The sequence below is a fragment of the Paenibacillus tepidiphilus genome, assembly GCF_008635795.1.
GTDB classification, from domain to species: domain Bacteria; phylum Bacillota; class Bacilli; order Paenibacillales; family Paenibacillaceae; genus Paenibacillus_AQ; species Paenibacillus_AQ tepidiphilus.
In genome coordinates, this window is record NZ_VWRQ01000010.1 from 1 (window position 1) to 19,273 (window position 19,273).

Consider the following 19,273-nt stretch of genomic DNA (forward strand, 5'->3'; position numbering starts at 1 on the left):
CACGTCCGTAAATTTATCCGGCGACTAAACCGCTCTTCCCATGAGGTCATTGATCGATTATGCGTGCGGTTTTAATCTTTTGTTCAACTTATATAATTGGACTATCGTATCTTAATTTGGACGATAGAGGTGTATTTATTGATTTTCGTTCATATTAAGTGGCGGTAATCCAACTAGATTCGCGAAAAGCTCCAAACAGGTGAAATTAGGTGGCGATTTTCCAACTGCAATATAAGTTGAACACAAGAATCATACCAAAAGCAGGAGTGTGAAGTGGAATTCTGGGACTGTAGAGCGATAGTGTCCGGTTAGAGTTTTCCGCAGGAAAGCCCGCATTGTAAACACAAGTTGTGGGCGAGGTTTGATACTGGAAGAGTAGTCGTTTTTATCATAGAAATCTACTATCCCCCTTATTCAAGCCCCCGCCGGTCCTGTGATTTAATTAGGGTGTGGGAGCGGATGCAAACGAAATGGGGGAAGGGATATGAGTACAGTGAATCCTGCGGCCGGGTTAGCTCCGGGCAGGACGAAACGCAAGAGAGGCAAGCCTTCATTATGGAAGGTGCTCAAGAAATACTGGGTGTTCTATATCATGATGCTTCCGGCCATCGTTATTGTCGTCATCAACAATTATATGCCGATGTTCGGAACGGTAATCGCCTTCAAGGATATCAACTATCAGAAGGGGATCTGGGGCAGCGATTGGGTCGGCTTTGATAATTTCCGCTACCTGTTCGCAACGGATACAGCTTGGGTGATTACGCGGAATACACTGCTGTACAACTCGGCCTTTATTGTGCTGACCCTGATCCTGTCTGTCGCATTTGCCATTATGTTCAATGAAATGCGCAGCCGGCTGCTGTCCAAATTCCACCAGAGTGCAATGTTCCTGCCTTACTTCCTGTCCTGGGTGGTCGTCAGTTATCTGGTGTACGGCTTCCTGAGCAATGAGCACGGCTTCATCAACGGCACGGTACTGCCGCTGCTGGGTATCGAGCCGGTGGAATGGTATGCCCGTCCGGACTATTGGCCCTACATTCTGGTGGCGGTGAAATTATGGAAGGAGCTGGGATACACCACGGTGATTTATATGGCGGCGATCATCGGGATTGACCAGGAATATTATGAGGCGGCGCTGATCGACGGAGCTTCCAAATGGCAGCAGATCCGCAAAATCACTCTGCCGCTGATCAGTCCGGTGATCATTGTCATGACGCTGCTGCAGATCGGAAGGATATTCAATGCGGATTTCGGCCTCTTCTTCACGGTGACGCGCAATGCCGGAGCGCTGTATTCCACTACCCAGGTCGTGGACACTTATGTATATCAGACCTTCCTGGCCATCGGCAATATCGGCATGTCCTCCGCCGCAGGCCTGGTGCAATCGGTCGTCGGCTTCAGTCTGATCTTCCTGGCCAATCTGGCGGTCCGGCGGGTCAGCAAGGATGATGCACTGTTTTAAACTTCCTGTAACAACGAAATATATTAAATTTATTGAGGTGCTGAAGATGGGAGCTAAACTCGGGGAGCTGAAGGGGCGCGCGGGTAATCACGGCGAGCTAAAGCCAAGCCGCCGCAAGCCCAACGAAATATCGAATATTGCCAATATGCTGATCAATATTTTTTTCTGGATCTACTCGGCGCTGTGTGTCATTCCGCTGCTGCTGGTGATCATCGTGTCCTTCTCTGACGAGGATACGGTATTGCGCGAGGGGTACAGCTTTTTTCCGAAACAGTGGGATACCTCTTCCTATGAATTCCTGTTCAAGGACTATAAACAGATTCTTGATGCCGCAGGGGTCTCCTTGTTCGTGACCATTGCAGGTACGATACTCAGCCTGCTCGTGATGGCGCTCTATGCCTACCCGATCTCGCGCAAGGATTTCCCGCACCGCAACATCTTTGCGTTCTTCATGTTCTTTACGATGCTGTTCAACGGCGGGCTGGTGCCCTGGTATCTGGTGTACACGCAGGCGCTGCATCTCAAGGATACGCTATGGATTCTGATGATGCCGCTGCTCGTCTCGGCGTTCTATGTCATGCTGCTGCGCACGTTCTTCGCGAACACGATACCGGCGGCGCTGATTGAATCGGCCAATATTGACGGTGCCTCCGAGCCGCGGATCTTCGTGCGCATCATTCTGCCGCTGTCCCTGCCGGTTCTGGCCACTGTGGGCTTGTTTCAAACTTTGGCGTACTGGAATGACTGGTATCTCAGCCTGATCTTCATCTCGGCCGACGGGCATGTCAATCTCCAGTATCTGATGTACAAGACGATGCTCAACGTCCAGTTCCTGACGGCCAGTCCGCAGGCAATGGCAGCGCTTGCGGCGCAGGGCGTGGAGATCCGGCTGCCGACGGAGACGGTGCGGATGGCGATGGCGGTTGTGGGCATCGGTCCGATTGTATTTGTTTATTCGTTCTTTCAGAAATATTTTATCCAGGGACTGACTGTGGGGGCCGTCAAGGGCTGACAGGACAAATCCGGCGCAGGCTTCACCCGGCCGCTTATTCATTCTCCATCCGCGATGGGCGGCCGGACAGCATATATATTCATTTTTGGGGAGGTTATATTCAGATGAAGAGGACGCACAAAGGGTCTATCGTCTCACTGATGCTGATGATGGTGCTCACACTGGGGCTGTCAGGCTGCGGGGGAAACGGCAATAATCAGGAGGGCAAGGCCAGTGATCCACCGGCGAAAGAAACTGCAAACGCTACCAAGTCAAGCTCCGGACCGGAGGCTACAGCAGACCCGGCTTCAGAACTAAAGCCGTACACCGTGAAGCTCATTTACGTTGGTGCACCGCAGAAGGATGAGAAGCAGGTTGAGGACGAGATCAACAAGCTGCTGGAGCCGAAGATCAACGCCAAGCTCGACATTGCCCCGATAGACTGGGGAGACTGGGATAGTGAGACGAATCTGAAAATCGCCAGCCGGGAGCCCTTCGACCTGATCTTTACCGCACAATGGAGACATTATGTGACCAATGCGGCCAAGGGCGCTTATCTGGCGCTGAATGATGACGGAGGGCCGGCCGGAAATCTGCTTAAGGAATACGGGCAAGGAATTCTGGAGAGTCTGGACCCGCTGTTCCTGAAAGGCTCGGCTATCAATGGGGTGAACTACGGTGTTCCCACCAATAAAGAGCTGGCTGCACAGGGCGGGGTCGTCTACCGCTCGGATATCGCCCAAGACCTGGGCATCGATATGTCGGGCGTGAAGTCCATCCAGGATCTGGATGCGGTGCTCAAGGTGGTTAAGGAGAAGCGTGCGGATGTCACTCCGCTCTATTTCAAGCAAGGCGAAACCTTCAATTCACAGTATATGGCCCAGTACGACACGCTAGGGGATGCCTCCATTCCCGGAGTGCTGCTGAAGGATTCTCAGGACACCACCATCAAGTCGATGATCGAGATGGACCGTTATAAGGAAATTGTCAAACTGACCCGCGAATATATGAAAAAAGGATACATCAACGCCGACGCCGCCATTGCCACCACCTCTACCCAGGATGCGATGAAGGCCGGCAATGTATTTATGACCGTGCAGTCGCTGAAGCCGGGCAAAGACAGCGAGCTGGCCAACGCCACCGGCCTGGTCGGGAAGCTGAAGCAAATCGCTTTTAACGACCCGACGGTCTCGACAAGCGATGCGGCAGGTTCAATGCTGGCGGTGTCGGCGTCTTCCGCCGATCCGGCCCGGGCGATGATGGTGCTGAATCTGCTGCATACAGACAAGGAGATCAACAACCTGCTCGTATTCGGCATTAAGGGTGTGCATTACGAAGTGGTCAGCGGCGATACGATCAAGGCGACCGATAAGACGCCGGATTACAATACCGGTGCAGCTTGGATGCTGGGCAGCCAGTTCCTGAATCCTGTCTGGGAGAGTGAGGCTCCGGATAAGTGGGAGCAGTTCAAGGCTTTCAACGCTCAGGGGAAGGCGACCGTGGCGCTCGGCTACAACTTCGACGGCTCCAAGATGGAGACGGAAATGGCCGCCTGCAAGGCTGTGATGGATGAATTCGACACCAGCCTGGATACGGGGACCGTCGATCCGGACACCGTGCTGACCAAATATGCCGAGAAGCTGAAGAAGGCCGGTGTGGAGAAAATCATCGCCGAGAAGCAGAAGCAGCTCGACGAATTCCTGGCGGCGCAGAAGTAACTCACCCATTGTTCACTTAGATTGCAGTAATACTGAAGGCTTTCTCCGCTGCGGGTCATAATCCGGCGGAGAAAGCCTCTTTGCAGCGGGGAGGCGCCTTGCTTCAGGTGCTTCGCTCAGCGGATTACCGGTAGGAGGCATCCAGCTCCTTGGCCTTCTGGACGGCCAGTGACCAGGCCTCGGCGGGGTTCAATTCTCCGAGCTCGGCACGGGTCAGATGCTGCAGCATATTCTCTTCAATGATCAGATGCTGCGGGCCATAATAGGTGGGCTTGATGCGCTGTGCCGATTCGGCGTAGACCTGTCCGGCCGGGGCATTCCCGAAATAAGGGTCGCGCTGCTCCCGGATTTCCGGGCTCCCGTAAATTTCGGGGGTGGAAGGGAAGTTGCCCTGCGCCTCAAACACGGCCAGCTGCTGCTCTGGGGCAGTCAGCCAGGAGACGAGCGCATAGGAGGCCTCCGGGTGGCTGCCGCTGCGCGGCAGGGTCAGGACCGAGCCGCCGCGGTTCGCGCTGCTGCCGGGGATCTGCGTCATCCGCCACATGCCGCTGGCCGTAGGCGCATTGCTCTTGATGTGGCCGATCATCCACGCCGGGCAGAGCATGACCGCGAAGTCGCCGGTCAGCAGCTCCGTGCCCCATTTCTGCGTATCGATCGCCGTATGGGCGGAGAGCTGCAGCTCGTTCGCCCGGATGGCGATATCCCAGGCGGCTTTGACCTGCGGGCTGCGCTCTACGAGCAGTTCACCGTCAGGGCTGTAATACTGCAGGGGAGACTGGCGCAGGATGGCGATGTAAAGGTCCTCCAGGTTGTTGATAAAGGCTTTGCCGGTATGCTCCCGGATGATCCGGCCGGTCTCCAGGAACGAATCCCAGGTCCCAAGCTGCTTCGCGACCTCGGCTGCGGTGCCTGGCAGACCTGCACCGGCAAAGATATCGGGCCGGTACACCAGTGCGTAAGGGCCGATATCCGTCGGCAGGCCGAACAGGACGCCGCCGCTCTGCGCCTCCTGCCATTTCCAGCCCAGGTAGCGGTCCCTGAGTCCGGCTGCACCGTAATCGTACAGATTATAGAAGTGCTCCGGAAACTGCTTGAATCGGTCCAGATAGCCGATATCGATCGAGGCAATATCCGGTGAGGAGGAGCCGGTTGCCAGGGCGGTTTGCAGCTTCACCGGAAGCTGGGTATAGGTCGAGATCTGGACCTGAATATCCAGCTCCGGATGCCGGAGCTGGTATTCCTCGATCAGGGGCTCCAGGCCGGAGCCCGGGATCAGCCATACCGTCAGGGCGGCCGGGCCCTCCGGCTCGGTATAATCATGATGGGAAGCGGCGGGGGTGCAGCCGCCGCCGAGCAACAGGAGCAGGGCAAGCGTCAGCCGGGAGGCGGAGCGGCTGTATGGGGTGGATTGACGCTCAGTGCGCAAGCAGACTCACCTCGGGTTCCGGTTATTGTGCTTCTGATATTCCTGCGGAGTCACCCCCACGGCCTTCTTGAACAGCAGGCTGAAATAAGCCGGGTCCCGGAAGCCGACCCTGTCGCTGACTTCATACACCTTGACGGTGACATCCTCCAGCAGCTCCTTGGCCCGCTTGATGCGCAGACGGGTGAGAATGCTGGAGAAGCCTTCTCCCATATCTTCCTTGAAGATGCGGCCCAGATAAGTCGGGTTCATGTAGAGCTCATCCGCCATCAGCTTCAGTGACAGGTTCTCCTGCAGCCGGGCTTCCATCCGGTCGATAACGACCGATATAATCCGGCGCTTGGCTTTGCAATGAAGCTCCTCCTCTGCGATTGCAGCCGCGCCGGCAGGCAAGTCTCCGCTGTGGCGGATAACCGGCGCAGCCCCCGGCTGCTTCGCCAGTCGGAGCGCTTCCAGACTTTCGCGGTAGGCTTCGGGCAGCTCCTCGAGCTCGCTGTGGAAGCCGGAGAGACCGGCGCCGAATAGCGATTTCAGCAGGGCAGAGAGCTTCTCCAGCCCCTCGGCGGTCCATTCAAGATAACGGCCGGTATCAGAGGTAATGCCAGTTAAATCGGTGTCAAAGAGCAGGATAACCGCTTCCTGTTCCTCCTGAATGCCGACCGTAAAGGCATGCGGAGTGAAGTATTCCTCCAAAATGTTGATGACAGCAGCATAAATGGTCTGTTCGGACCAGTTGCCCGGCAGCGCTTCTCCGCGCAGCGAGACAGACAGGACAGCAAAGCTGCTGAAGGGGGGGATAAGATGCCGCTCAAAGAAAGGCAGCGGCATGCCGTACAGCACATCCGTAAGCAGCTTGCGGCGCAGATTCTTCTCGCGCAGCCGGAGCACCTGCTGCTCCTGCTTACGGCTCTGCAGCCGTGCATCGGCTGCGGCGACCACCCCAAGGATGCTCTCTACGGATATCGGCTTGACGAGGTACTCCCGCACCCCGTACCTCAAAGCCTGGCGGGCATAGGTGAAATCCTGGTGCCCGGTGAGCAGCACCGTTTCAGTATCGGGTTCATGCTCGCTGATATATCTGGCGAGCTCCAGTCCATCCATTCCGGGCATCCGGATATCCGAGATGACCAGGTCCACCTCTTGCTTCTCCAGAATCTGCAGCGCAGCCAGACCGTTCTCTGCGGCGCTGACGCAGTGGCAGGCCGCCGGTTCGCGTTCCAGGAGCTCCGCCAGCGAACGGCGGACAAAGCTTTCATCGTCGACAATCAGCACATGCATGTGTAAGTTGCCTCCTCATTCAAGATTCTTGTGTCCATTGCAGCGGTACGGTGACCCGGACCTGCAGGCCGCCGAGTTCGCTTGCGGACAGCTCCAGGCCATAATGTTGCCCGTAGATCAGCCGGATACGCTGCTGCAGATTGGAGAGCCCTATTCCGGTGTGGAGCAGTTCGGAAGAAGGGGGCTCTCCAGGAGCAAGCGCTTCCAACATTTGCGCCCTGCTCATTCCCTGGCCGTTATCTTCGACCGTGATCACGAGCGAACCGGCTTCACTATACAGGCGGATGCGAATAAGCCAGACCTCACGTACTGCCGGCTCCAGGCCGTGGGTGATCGCATTCTCGATCAGCGGCTGCAGAGTCAGCTTCATAATTAGCCCCTGCAGCACGGCCGGTTCGGCCTGCAGGTCAATCTGCAGCTTCTCCTCATACCGCAGCTTCTGCAGATAGATGAAGCGCTCGAGCTGCTGCAAATCCTGTCCGACGGTTACAAATTCCGAGCCGCGGTCAATGCTGTAGCGCAGCAAATCGCTGAGGGCCAGCACCATACGCGCTTCCTCCGGCCGGGTCCCGGCGAGCGACCAGTAAATGGTGTTCAGTGTATTGTACAGAAAATGCGGCCTGAACTGGGCCTTCAAGGCAACGATCTGCGCCTGCTTCTCACTGATCTGCTTGCTGGAAAGGTCGGCGATGGTGCGGTCCAGATTGTGCAGCATCGAGTTATAGCTGGTGTACAGCATATTCATTTCTTTATTGGAAGCCCGCCCGGTGATGGGCAGGGTCGTTCCCCGCTCCACCTTATTCAGCTTGTAGGCGAGGTTGCGGATCGGCCGGGATAGCGTCCAGGAGAAGAAAAAGGTAAAAAGCAATGCGGCTACCAGCCCGAGTGAACCGGTCAGGACAATATTCCGGCGCATGGCGTTTAAATCCTTGACGGCCTCCTTGGCGTCGATATAGGCGTATACGCTCCATCCGCTGTAAGCGGAGGGAGAATAGGAGATAAACATGTCGCGTGAGGCTGTCCCGGTGCGGATGACCCGCGCCTCTTTGCCGCCGAATTTACCGGCAATCCCCGGGTCCATGTACATCCCGATCTCCCGGGGTTCCGTAGAGTATACAATCGTTCCGAAGCTGTCGGCGATCTGGAGCTTCTCTCCGGGACCGAGCCGGAATGCCCCGGCTGCATTATCGACTACAGCAACGGGAAGAACCAGAAACAGGGTTCCCAGCGGCTGCAGGGTGTCGAAGGCATTGATCTGCCGGGCTCCCATCAGGACATGAATGTTGCCGTTCTGCCAGACATCGGCGCCGAACCAGACCATCTTGCCCTTGTTCTTGCTGATGGAAGGATACCAGTAGGCCTCCTTGATCTCCGCCTCCCGTTCCCACAGCACCTTGAAGGAACTGGTATTGGAGTAGACCTCCCGGTCCAGGAGACTGAAGAGCTTGAGCTGGATATCATAATCGATGGAGCGTGTGTGCTCGTCGATAAGGCCCGTCACTTCCAGGGCGCTGTTCGAGGGCCGGGTGCCCTTTGCCGCCGCCTCCAGATTCCGCTGGATCAGCGGATTCAGCACGATGATGGAGGAGAGCCGGTCATGTTCCTCCAGAATGGCGTCCAGCTTGCCCTGCAGCTGTTTGACCGATTCCAGCAAATACTGGTTGGAACGGCTTTGCACAGCACCCGATGAGGAGCGGTAGGAGCCTATGAGCGTAAAAGCCACAATGAGTACGATAATCAGCGAGAACCCGGAGATGAGCTGGAGGAGCAGCGATACTTTTTTGGACAATGGCATCACCCGCCTGCGTGCGTCTTTGAGAATGCTGCGTCAATTGTATCAGAGGAAAATCAGGAAGAATATAACATAAGATTGCAACCTCGGATTTTTAGGCGAAATATCATTATTTTCAGTACACCGGCTCCGGGCGAATCTTTTCTCCATAAAGAATGAAACTTTTCAGGGCGGGCTGCGTCTAATACTATGTTTTGCAAGAAAGCGCGTGCCTACAGAGACAGAAGTACCGTTACACTACAATTGGGAGCAGAGGAGTATACCATGGATTTCAAAAAAGTAACATTGGCCGCTATTCTGGCCGTATCACAAGCGGGGGCGGCCATTCCGGCTTTTGCCGAACCCGTAAGCACAGCTACAGCTTCAGCCGGAGTGCAGGCTGCTCAAACATCAGCAACACCTTCACCTACATCGGTTTCCGAGCCTTTGGCCACTGACCCGCTGCCGAGCCTGGCACCGGATGGATCGGTGCTCCCGGCGGCTACCCCTGACCCGAATGCAACGATGGTTCCGAATGCAACAACTGATCCGAATGCAACCATAGACCCGAACGCGGTTTCTCCAAGCGCGACGGCACAACCGACATCCACACAAGCGGTTCCAGGCGTTACAACCCTGACAACCAGCGCTGCCGGTGCCAATCAGCTGATCCTGCATATGAACAGTAACAAGATGTTCAGAAATGGTGAGCCTTATTTTGCCAATCAGCCTATGGCCGTGAAGAACGGCGTTTCCTATGTGTCTATCCGTGCCATCATGGAGATGCTCCGCTTGTCCTACATCTACGATGCCAAGACGAAGGAAGTCGTCCTGACCAAAGATAACAAAGTCATGCGTTTCAAGACCGACAGCAAAATTTATACGGTTAACGGTGTCCCGTCCACGATGAAAGGACCTGCATACCAGTTTAAAGGAACGTTTATGGTTCCGTTAACTTCCATTACAGCAGCACTTAACATTCCGTATACGGTAGACAACATTGGCAAGCGCGTCATCCTGACGCTGAACACTAAGCCTACCGCTTCATTCAAGGTTCAGACCGGTGAGATTTTTGCCGGAGATTATGTCACATTCACCCCGACGTATTCCTCCCCGAATGGCACGGCTATTGTTAAGGAAGTCTGGGGCGGCGACAAGCGGGATATATACGATCAGCCCGGTACTTATGCCGTATCTTATTCCGTCATAGATGCATCCGGCCTGCAGAGTGATCCTTACTGGGTAACGATTAACGTGCTGCAGCCGAACCTGCCGCCAGTGGCGAACTTTACCACTGACAAGGAAGAGTACATGATGGGTGAACCGATTACGTTCACCGATCTGAGCTCCGATCCCGAGTATGAGGAGCTGACGGCCGAGTGGAGCAACCGGGCGATTGCGTTCTTCAATCCGGGACCCGTCCAGGTCTCGCTTACCGTGACCGACAAGCACGGCCTGAGCAATACTTTTAGCAAGACGATTAACATTACAAGCCAGCAGCTCTACACACAGGATGAAGTGGCGAAGCTGTTCACTGCACCGGGCGATGTCGTCTACTATGACGGCGGAATGATTCCGGGACTTACGAACGTCAACAATACCGTTACTTCGGAGCCTTACACTCTGATCCGAAGCAACAGTCCGGAGACGGTGAATACCGAAGGCATTCTGTATCGTGAATCCTCGGTGGGCCTGACCCGCTTCCTTGTGCATCATATGAACAATATGAATACTAGACAGAAGTTGTACGTCATCGCTACGAACAACAATCTGTATCCGACGACCATCACTACGCAGTATGCGGGTATTGCCGGACCTGTCACTTCGCCGGAATATACCGGCAAGATCTCGATCCAGAAGTATTTCAACTCGATGATTACCAATGAGAAATACAGCTCGATCGTGCTGCAGCCGGGCCAAAGCGTACCGATCCTGACCGATATCAGCAAGATCGCGATGAAGCCCAAGGAGGTCCTCTCGCTTAGTGCCGATCTGTTCAGTGATTTAACAGTTCAGTACAATGTCGTAATGGTGGAAGAGAATAAAGATCCGATAGCTGCAATGGCTACGCTCCCGATTCTCGACCGCGACGGCGTGCATAACCGCGGAACCTATCCGGATTCCACCCGGATTATTACTGTCAGCGATACCGTTGGCGCAACCCAGTCGAAGCTGGTGCTCGGCGATAATGACAAAGACAAGAACCTGATCGGCGTGGACCCGATGAACGGTACAGAAGCTTCCAACTCCGGTAATTTCGGCGTATTATACAAAATCAAACTGGAGCGCGTGGCACCGAACACCCTGATTACGTTCAATCCGCGCGGCGGCAATTATCTGGGCTCGATTATGGTTAACGGCAACACTATCGTTAATCTGCCGAATAAAGGCAGCCTCTCGAATTCCGATATGAATGCGGTGGTCTACCGCTCCGGCGATTATGAAGGTCCGGTGGAATTTACCTTCTCCGTAGCCTCGGGCAGCAATCTGCCGGTGAATCTCGTGTTTACACCAATGCCGGCCAAGAAGCATTAATAATCTTGTAGATGCCGGCTGTGCCTTCCGAATGGAGGTGCAGCCGGTATTTTTGTGCCGAAATAACGGCGTAATTCACCCGGGGGTTAAATTAGTGAATATTGTGACACCTGAAGGAACGGGTTCGTACCTGGGGCAATGGTATAATTGACGGAGCTGCCGATTTGCGGCATTATAAAGAGAGTGTAATTAATCCATGGGAGATGAGCGTATGCTGTCGACAGAACAAATACTGGACGCGATGTCGGGGCAGGGACTGCGCATCACCGATCAGCGCAAGACGCTTGCCAAGCTATTCGGCGAGAATTCGGGCTATTTGTCGGCGAAGGATGTCTATGATCACATGGGCCGCAAATACAGCGGTCTCAGCTTCGATACCGTGTACCGCAATCTGCGGGTCATGGAAGAGCTGGGCGTGCTGGAGCAGGTGGTGTTCGAGGACGGCGTTAAATTCAAGGCCAGCTGCAGCGAGGATCATCACCATCATCATATGATCTGCCTGCAATGCATGAAGACTTATCCGATCCATTTCTGTCCGATGAATCTGACGGATACGCCGGACGAATTCCGGGTCGTGAAGCATAAATTTGAGGTGTTCGGTTATTGTAAGGAATGCGAACAGAGCCGTGAGGAAGAGGGCGCCCTGGCGGCGCCGGGCAAGGAAGGCCGCTGATCATGGCAGACCTGCGCAGAACGGTGCAAGCTCCGATCCGTATATACCGCAAGTTTATTTCGCCGCTGAAGCCGGCGACCTGCCGTTTCTACCCGACCTGCTCGGCCTATGCGCTGGAGGCGATTGAGGTCCACGGGCCGCTCAAGGGCTCGCTGCTGGCCGCAAGAAGGATTGCGAGATGCCATCCTTTTCATCCAGGAGGCCTTGATCCTGTGCCCCCGAAGGAGGACTGGCGCGGGAGGACGGCCCGCCGGACTTGACATGGCGGCCGGCGATTGGTTATATTTTGGGTATTAGCTTGGCCATAGTTAGAATTCCAAAGAACGGATAAGTAAATCCTGACGACCATAACAGAGAGCCGGGCCTTCGCTGAGAGCCGGTATGGATTGCGGGATTGAAGATGGTCCGGGAGGAACCGTGTTCGAGCGGAGGGCGTCTTAAGTCTCCTACGTAAGTCTGCGGCGTGTTCCAGCGTTAATGGACAGTTCCCTTGCGGAACTGGCGAAGCCTGCGCTCTGTGAGGAGCCGGGGAACTTTGGGTGGTATCGCGTGAGTTAACCTCTCGCCCCATATGGGGCGGGAGGTTTTTTGCGTTTCATTCGCTGAAGAAGACCAATTTGAAAGGAAGAGTTCTAATCATGAGCGACAACAAAACATTTTACCTGACAACCCCGATTTATTATCCCAGCGACAAGCTGCACATCGGGCATGCCTATTCGACAGTGGCAGGCGACGCGATGGCCCGCTATAAGCGGCTGCGCGGCTATGAGGTCCGCTACCTGACCGGCACGGACGAGCACGGCCAGAAGATCGAACGCAAGGCGGCAGATGCCGGCAAGACGCCGCAGCAGTTCGTTGACGATATCGTTGTCGGCATCAAGGAGCTGTGGCGCAAGCTCGACATCTCGAACGACGATTTCATCCGCACGACAGAAGAGCGCCACAAGAAGGTCGTTCAGGATATCTTTGACCGTCTGCTGCAGCAGGGCGACATTTACAAGGGTGAATACGAAGGCTGGTACAGCATCCCGGATGAGACCTTTTATACCGAAACGCAGCTGGTGGATGTGGAACGCGACGCCAGCGGCGCTGTGACCGGCGGCAAGAGCCCGGACAGCGGCCACCCTGTCGAGCTGGTCAAGGAAGCAAGCTACTTCTTCCGCATGAGCAATTATGCCGACCGGCTGCTGAAGTTCTATGAGGAGAATCCGGAGTTTATCCTGCCGGAATCACGCAAGAACGAGATGATTAACAACTTCATCAAGCCGGGTCTCGAAGATCTGGCCGTATCCCGCACCACCTTTGACTGGGGCGTGAAGGTCAAGGGCGATGAGAAGCATGTCGTCTACGTCTGGATCGATGCGCTGACGAACTATATCACCGCTCTCGGCTACGGCTCGGAAGACAGCAGCCTGTACGATAAATTCTGGCCGGCCGATGTGCATATCGTCGGTAAGGAAATCGTGCGGTTCCATACGATCTATTGGCCGATCATCCTGATGGCCCTGGATTTGCCGCTGCCGAAGAAGGTGTTCGCCCACGGCTGGCTCCTGATGAAGGACGGCAAAATGTCCAAATCCAAAGGCAATGTCGTGGACCCTGTAACGCTGATCGACCGCTACGGTCTTGACGCGCTGCGCTACTACTTGCTGCGCGAAGTGCCTTTCGGTTCGGACGGCACGTTCACGCCGGAAAGCTTCGTAGACCGCATCAACTACGACCTGGCCAACGACCTCGGCAACCTGCTGAACCGTACGGTAGCCATGGTGGATAAATACTTCGGCGGCGTGCTGCCGGCCTACGAAGGTAAAGTGACTGCATTCGACGGCGAGCTGGAGGCGGCAGTGCAGACTACTTACGCCAAGGTGGAAGAAGCGATGGAGAAAATGGAATTCTCCGTAGCGCTGACCGCCATCGGCGCGTTCATCAGCCGTACCAACAAATATATCGACGAGACCCAGCCTTGGGTGCTGGCCAAGGACGAAGCCAAGACCGGCGAGCTGGCCTCGGTTATGCGCCACCTGGTAGAGTGCCTGCGCACCGCTTCGATCCTGCTGCAGCCGTTCCTCACGGAAGCGCCGGCGAAGATCTGGGCGCAGCTCGGCCTGGTCTCCGGCGAGCTGACGGCCTGGGACAGCGGCCGCTCATTCGGCCTGATCCCGGCCGGCACGCAGCTCGTGAAGGGCGATCCGATCTTCCCGCGGCTCGACGTGCCGGTGGAAGTGGCCTACATCGCCGAAGCAATGGGCGGCGGCAAGGCCGCAGCCGCGCCTGCGCCGGAGGCGGCGGGGGCTTCTGCTCCGGCAGCCGAAGAGGCGGAGGAGCATAAAGAAGAAATCGGCATCGACGATTTCGCCAAGGCCGAGCTGCGCGTGGCCCAGGTTATCGCCGCCGAGCCGGTGAAGAAAGCGGATAAACTGCTGAAGCTGCAGCTCGATCTCGGATATGAGCAGCGCCAGGTCGTCTCCGGCATCGCCAAGTTCTACACGCCTGAAGAGCTGGTAGGGCGCAAGGTGATCTGCATCGTCAACCTGAAGCCGGTCAAGCTGCGCGGTGAGCTGTCGCAGGGTATGATCCTGGCCGCCTCCAAGGGCGATCAGCTCAGTATTGCCACCGTACCGGACAGCATGCCGAACGGTGCGATTGTGAAATAGGTACGCTCTCTGAAAGTCTGCTGTGGCTGCGGCCCGGCGACAGATGATTATAAATGGAATGCCCGCCGCCGGATTACGGTGCGGGCGTTCTTTTTTTGAATGATAAGAAAGTTTACGCAGTGGCATTTCAGCGGACCGGTGAAAAAAAGTTACCTCTCTATTGTTGACTTATCGTAACGATTACTATTATACTACTCATTGTAAAAATTACGATTTAAGGGGTCGGTGCAACAATGTTATTCCAAATTCGAAAATCCATAATGCTGGGCGTTTCTATACTTACTTTATTAGCGCTGGCGGCCTGCGGGCCCAAGAGCAGCGGAAGCATCGTTGAAGGCAAAGTGAATGTTGTGACTACATTTTATCCAATCTATGAGTTTGCAGCCGAGATCGGCGGGGATGATGCCAATGTCATCAACCTGCTGCCGGTCGGCGTAGAGCCGCATGACTGGACGCCGCGCAGCCAGGACATCGTCAACACCTCCAAAGCGCAGCTGTTCCTGTATAATGGCGCAGGCCTGGAGGGCTGGGTGCCGAACTTCCTCAAGAGTCTGGATTCGGACAGCCAGGTAGAGGCTGTGGAAGTCAGCACCGGGATCGATTTGATTCTGACCACCGAGGATGACGGGCATAACCACGGCGCTACCGGGGAACACAGTGAAGATGAGCATGCGGCGGACGAACATGCACATGAAGATGAGCACGCGGCGGACGAACATGCACACGAGGGCGAACATGCGGCGGATGAACATGATCATGAGGATGAGCATGCCGCGGATGAACAGAGCGCGGACGAACATGCGGCAGATGAGCATGCCACGGATGAACAGAGCGCGGACGAACATGCGACAGATGAGCATGCGGCAGATGAGCATACAGAGGAAGCCGACAGCCTGCATACCGACCCTCACACCTGGGTGAGTCCAAAGTCGGCGCTGGTTATGGCGGAGAATATCAAGAACAGCCTGCAGGCGGCCGATCCGGACCATAAAGACGGCTACGAGGAGCGTTACAACGCGCTGGCCGAGCGCCTCAAAGCGCTCGACGCGAAGTTTACCGCCGAACTGGGCAAGCTGCCGAACAAAGAAATCGTTGTTTCCCATCAGGCCTTTGGTTATCTGGCCCGCGATTATGGCCTGGCACAGCATGCGATCATGGGCTTGTCTCCCGACGCTGAGCCGCGCGGGCAGGATTTGCTGGAGCTGGCAGAGCTGGTGAAGGAGGAAGGCATCCGCTACATTTTCTTCGAGGAGCTGGTATCCGACAAGCTGGCCAAGACCTTGGCTGATGAAGCGGGAGTCTCTACGATGGTGCTGAACCCGGTGGAGGGCTTGACCGAAGCACAGGAGAAGAACGGCGACAACTATTTCACTCTGATGGAGAAAAATTTGCAAAATCTGATTCTGGCTTTACAATAAAGAGGACAGTAAAGAGGAAAGTTTAAGTGAAAGGCGGTACTTACTATGCAACCGGTATCCCTGGACTGCCATCAGCATATGATCGAAATACAGGACCTGTCCTTCGCCTACGGGGAGCAGAAGGTTATCTCCGGGCTGAATTATACGGTAAAAGAGCGCGATTTTCTCGGCATCATCGGTTCCAACGGTGCCGGCAAAACGACGCTGCTGAAGATGATCGTCGGCCTCTTGCAGCCGACCGGCGGCGACATTAAGCTGTTCGGCGAGTCGGTCAGGAAATTCAAGGATTGGGAACGGATCGGATATGTGCCGCAGAAGAACGCTTTTAATCCGCTCTTCCCCGCTACCGTGCGGGAGGTCGTATTGTCCGGGCTGTACAACAACAAGAACCTGATCCGCCGCGTCTCGAAGGCGCAGCAGCGCCAGTGCGAGGATGCGCTGGAAGTCATGCGGATTCAGGACATCGCAGGCAAGAGAGTCGGCCAGCTCTCCGGCGGCCAGCAGCAGCGCGTCTTCCTGGCGCGGGCGCTGATCAACCATCCCGATCTGCTGATTCTGGACGAACCCACGGTCGGTATCGACGCCGAGACGCAGGCCAGCTTCTTCGAACTGATCTTCCATATGCACGCCCATCATCACATGACCTTCCTGATGGTGTCGCATGACATCGATATGATCAAGAGCTACCTCGGCCATGAACCGGTGCAGAATAGCGGCAAAATCAACTTCTACTCCCGCCATTCGCATGAAGCACAGGATTGTGTGGAAGTGAATCTGCAGCATACGCTGGTCTAATTATCGCGTCGCATTGCCCCGGTGATATTCTGCCGGAGCATGCGGCGTGTAGTTTTGTACAAGTATAGCGTTTGCTGGCTCACCCGTTTATACTATCGTATGGTTGGTCGATAATTGTATTCTGTACAATTAAATTAAGGTGGATTGCCTAGAAATGAAGAATAAATGTATTCTGTACACTTATTAATGAACAATCCGCCGCTTTTGGGACAAATCGTCAAATATAGTTGTACGAAATGCAACTAAGCTACGTTCTGGCCGTATTTGGAGCTTTTTAGTTGTACAAAATGCAGTTAAGCAACATGAGCCATCAAGTGGTCAGATGTATTGGGTAATGCCAATTCATCAATACGTTCCCAAATACGCTCTTGAGTAAGCTCTTTAATACGCTCATAAGTAAGCTCATAAGTAAGCTCTTAAATACGCTCTTTAATTCATAACTAAGTAACTCTACAGTCAAGCGTGTCCCTCAAGGGACGGAAGCGGTCCTTCTACATAGTCGCTAAACCCCGGGTCCCGCAGCTCCCACGCCAATTGCCCTTAGCGGGAGTCCAGAGGGCGGCAGCCCTTGGGGCCCTCCCTTGGAAAGGGAGGGTTTGGGAGGGATTGAACAAGTAAAGGAGATATCATCTTGGAAATTATATTCAGCGATTTTTTTCAGCGGGCGCTGGCAGGTGGGCTGATGATCGGCATCACGGCCCCGCTGATCGGCATCTTTCTGGTGCTGCGGCGCCTGTCCATGATCGGCGATACGCTGGCTCATGTGACGATTGCCGGGGTGGCGCTCGGCTTTTTGACCGGCTTTTACCCGCTGGGGGCGGGGCTGATCTTTGCGGTGCTGGCCTCCTTCGCCATTGAGAAGCTGCGCAAAGCCTACAAAAGCTATGCCGAGCTCTCCATCGCCATCATTATGTCGGGCGGCGTGGCGCTGGCCTCGCTGTTTTTTACCTTGGGAAAAGGGTACAATGCCGATGTCATGAGCTATCTGTTCGGAAGTATCTATACGCTTAACAATACGGATTTGATCGTGGTAGGGGTTGTAACGGTTGCAGTGGTAGCGATTATTACGCTCTTCTTCAAAGAGTTCTTCCTGCTCAGCTTTGAAGAGGATGCGGCGAGTGTAAGCGGCTTGCCGGTGAAGCTGCTGAACATGCTGATTACGGTGCTTACGGCGCTTGTCATCAGCACAGCGATCAAAATCGTCGGTTCACTGCTGGTATCCGCGCTCCTGACCATTCCGGTCGCCATCAGCCTGCTGCTGTCGCGCAGCTTTAAGACTTCGGTGGTTTTGTCGGTCATCATTGCGGAAATTGCTGTAGTGGCTGGCCTCGTTATAGCGGGAGTCTGGAACCTGGCACCGGGCGCAACGATTGTGCTGCTGCTGATTGCACTCCTGGTGCTGACGTTAATCGGCAAAAAAGGTCTGCCTACCTGATCCGAGCTTCGGAGCTATCTGCAGAATTAGCTGCAAGGCTGGTGTCACCCGCAACACAGAATAATTCGTGGAAAGTAGCATATATCTTACTGAGGATTGGATAAGCAGTCCGTTCGACCGAACACTCGACTAGAAGTGTCGACCTAATCCTCTTGAACGGCACCGCTGGAAATGGTTACTCTTTCGAGGTAAGCTCCAGTAGAGCAGACGGGTTGGCCTTTCTATACTTAGCGAATGAACTTGTCCCCAAAAGGAGTGCTGCCGCATATGGCCGGATTGAATGCAGGTATTGCCTTTGCAGCCGGAGTGGCGTCATTTATTTCGCCCTGCTGCTTGCCGCTGTACCCTTCCTATCTCTCCTATATTACAGGCTTGTCCGTGCAGCAGCTGCGCGGGGGCAGCGACAGCAAAGAGGTCCGCTTGCGGACCTTTTCGCATACGCTGGCTTTTATTTTGGGGTTCTCGGCGGTATTCTATACGCTGGGCCTGGGAGCGGGGCTGCTGGGAGAGCTGTTCCACAGTCAACGGGAACTGATCCGCCAGATATCGGCCGTACTCATCATCGCTATGGGACTGGTGCTGCTCGGAATATTCCGGCCGCAGTTTCTGATGCGTGAACGCAAGCTCCAATTGGGACAGCGTCCGGCTGGTTATGTCGGCTCATTCCTGCTCGGAATCGGCTTCTCGGCGGGCTGGTCCCCGTGCATCGGACCGATATTGACCGCGATCATTGCGCTGTCCGTCAGTGACCACGAGGCGTGGTTCACGATGATTACAGCCTACAGCGCCGGGTTTGCGCTGCCGTTCTTCGGGCTGGCCTTCTTCATCGGCGGGAGCCGCCGCATCCTCAAATATTCCGGCGCACTGATGAAGCTGGGCGGCCTGCTAATGATCGGCATGGGCATCCTGCTGTTCACGAATCAAATGTTCCGCATCACCATCTGGCTGCAGAGCATAACGCCAGACTGGCTGACCATCTAAGCGGGGCACGGTTTTGCTTTACCCGGGGTCCCCGCAAAGTAGTCGGAATAAGCTTCATCAGCATTGCTACACTTTGTGGGGTTAATCGGGGTCCCCGCAAAGTACCCGGAATAAGCTTCGTCAGCATCACTTCACTTTG

Annotated in this window: 14 protein-coding genes; 11 read left to right on the forward strand and 3 right to left on the reverse strand. The window is 55.1% G+C overall.

What is annotated here, in order from left to right:
* The first annotated feature begins 484 nt into the window (after nt 1-484).
* From F1379_RS14025 to F1379_RS14035, 3 genes are all read left to right on the forward strand, one after another.
* Nucleotides 485-1,462, forward strand: a complete 978-nt coding sequence (locus tag F1379_RS14025) for an ABC transporter permease (RefSeq protein ID WP_150270685.1) — start codon at nt 485-487, stop codon at nt 1,460-1,462.
* Between the two features lie 145 nt (nt 1,463-1,607).
* Nucleotides 1,608-2,474, forward strand: coding sequence for a carbohydrate ABC transporter permease (locus tag F1379_RS14030; RefSeq protein ID WP_239004680.1), 867 nt, complete (start codon nt 1,608-1,610; stop codon nt 2,472-2,474).
* Nucleotides 2,475-2,578: 104 nt separating this feature from the next.
* The gene (locus F1379_RS14035) at nt 2,579-4,171 is read left to right on the forward strand and encodes an ABC transporter substrate-binding protein (RefSeq protein ID WP_150270689.1); all 1,593 of its coding nucleotides are present in this window, start codon (nt 2,579-2,581) and stop codon (nt 4,169-4,171) included.
* Between the two features lie 124 nt (nt 4,172-4,295).
* Here F1379_RS14035 and F1379_RS14040 read toward each other — a convergent pair whose 3' ends face one another.
* Genes F1379_RS14040 through F1379_RS14050 form a run of 3 tightly spaced genes read right to left on the reverse strand, consistent with a single transcriptional unit; the run spans nt 4,296 to nt 8,661 of the window.
* On the reverse strand, nt 4,296-5,597 hold the full coding sequence (locus tag F1379_RS14040; protein ID WP_150270691.1) for an ABC transporter substrate-binding protein: 1,302 nt from the start codon (nt 5,595-5,597) through the stop codon (nt 4,296-4,298).
* 6 nt (nt 5,598-5,603) lie between these two features.
* On the reverse strand, nt 5,604-6,872 hold the full coding sequence (locus F1379_RS14045) for a response regulator (RefSeq protein WP_150270694.1): 1,269 nt from the start codon (nt 6,870-6,872) through the stop codon (nt 5,604-5,606).
* Nucleotides 6,873-6,891: 19 nt separating this feature from the next.
* Nucleotides 6,892-8,661, reverse strand: a complete 1,770-nt coding sequence (locus F1379_RS14050; protein WP_162551164.1) for a cache domain-containing sensor histidine kinase — start codon at nt 8,659-8,661, stop codon at nt 6,892-6,894.
* 267 nt (nt 8,662-8,928) lie between these two features.
* Here F1379_RS14050 and F1379_RS14055 point away from each other — a divergent pair, with 267 nt between their 5' ends.
* The 8 genes from F1379_RS14055 to F1379_RS14090 all read left to right on the forward strand — a co-directional run bounded on the left by F1379_RS14055 (nt 8,929) and on the right by F1379_RS14090 (nt 19,134).
* Entirely contained in the window at nt 8,929-11,178 is a 2,250-nt protein-coding gene (locus F1379_RS14055; RefSeq protein WP_150270698.1) for a copper amine oxidase N-terminal domain-containing protein, read from the forward strand.
* Nucleotides 11,179-11,389: 211 nt separating this feature from the next.
* The gene (locus F1379_RS14060; RefSeq protein WP_150270700.1) at nt 11,390-11,851 is read left to right on the forward strand and encodes a Fur family transcriptional regulator; all 462 of its coding nucleotides are present in this window, start codon (nt 11,390-11,392) and stop codon (nt 11,849-11,851) included.
* A gap of 2 nt (nt 11,852-11,853) precedes the next feature.
* Complete coding sequence (yidD, locus tag F1379_RS14065; RefSeq protein ID WP_150270702.1) at nt 11,854-12,111, forward strand: membrane protein insertion efficiency factor YidD; 258 nt, start codon at nt 11,854-11,856, stop codon at nt 12,109-12,111.
* Nucleotides 12,112-12,489: 378 nt separating this feature from the next.
* On the forward strand, nt 12,490-14,505 hold the full coding sequence (gene metG, locus F1379_RS14070; RefSeq protein ID WP_150270705.1) for a methionine--tRNA ligase: 2,016 nt from the start codon (nt 12,490-12,492) through the stop codon (nt 14,503-14,505).
* A 233-nt stretch (nt 14,506-14,738) separates the two neighbouring features.
* Nucleotides 14,739-15,923, forward strand: a complete 1,185-nt coding sequence (locus tag F1379_RS14075; RefSeq protein WP_150270707.1) for a metal ABC transporter solute-binding protein, Zn/Mn family — start codon at nt 14,739-14,741, stop codon at nt 15,921-15,923.
* A 78-nt stretch (nt 15,924-16,001) separates the two neighbouring features.
* Nucleotides 16,002-16,718 (forward strand): metal ABC transporter ATP-binding protein, encoded by a 717-nt coding sequence (locus tag F1379_RS14080; RefSeq protein ID WP_420850505.1) that lies wholly within the window; start codon nt 16,002-16,004, stop codon nt 16,716-16,718.
* 631 nt (nt 16,719-17,349) lie between these two features.
* On the forward strand, nt 17,350-18,153 hold the full coding sequence (locus F1379_RS14085; protein ID WP_150270710.1) for a metal ABC transporter permease: 804 nt from the start codon (nt 17,350-17,352) through the stop codon (nt 18,151-18,153).
* A gap of 267 nt (nt 18,154-18,420) precedes the next feature.
* On the forward strand, nt 18,421-19,134 hold the full coding sequence (locus tag F1379_RS14090) for a cytochrome c biogenesis CcdA family protein (protein ID WP_150270712.1): 714 nt from the start codon (nt 18,421-18,423) through the stop codon (nt 19,132-19,134).
* Nucleotides 19,135-19,273 lie beyond the last annotated feature (139 nt).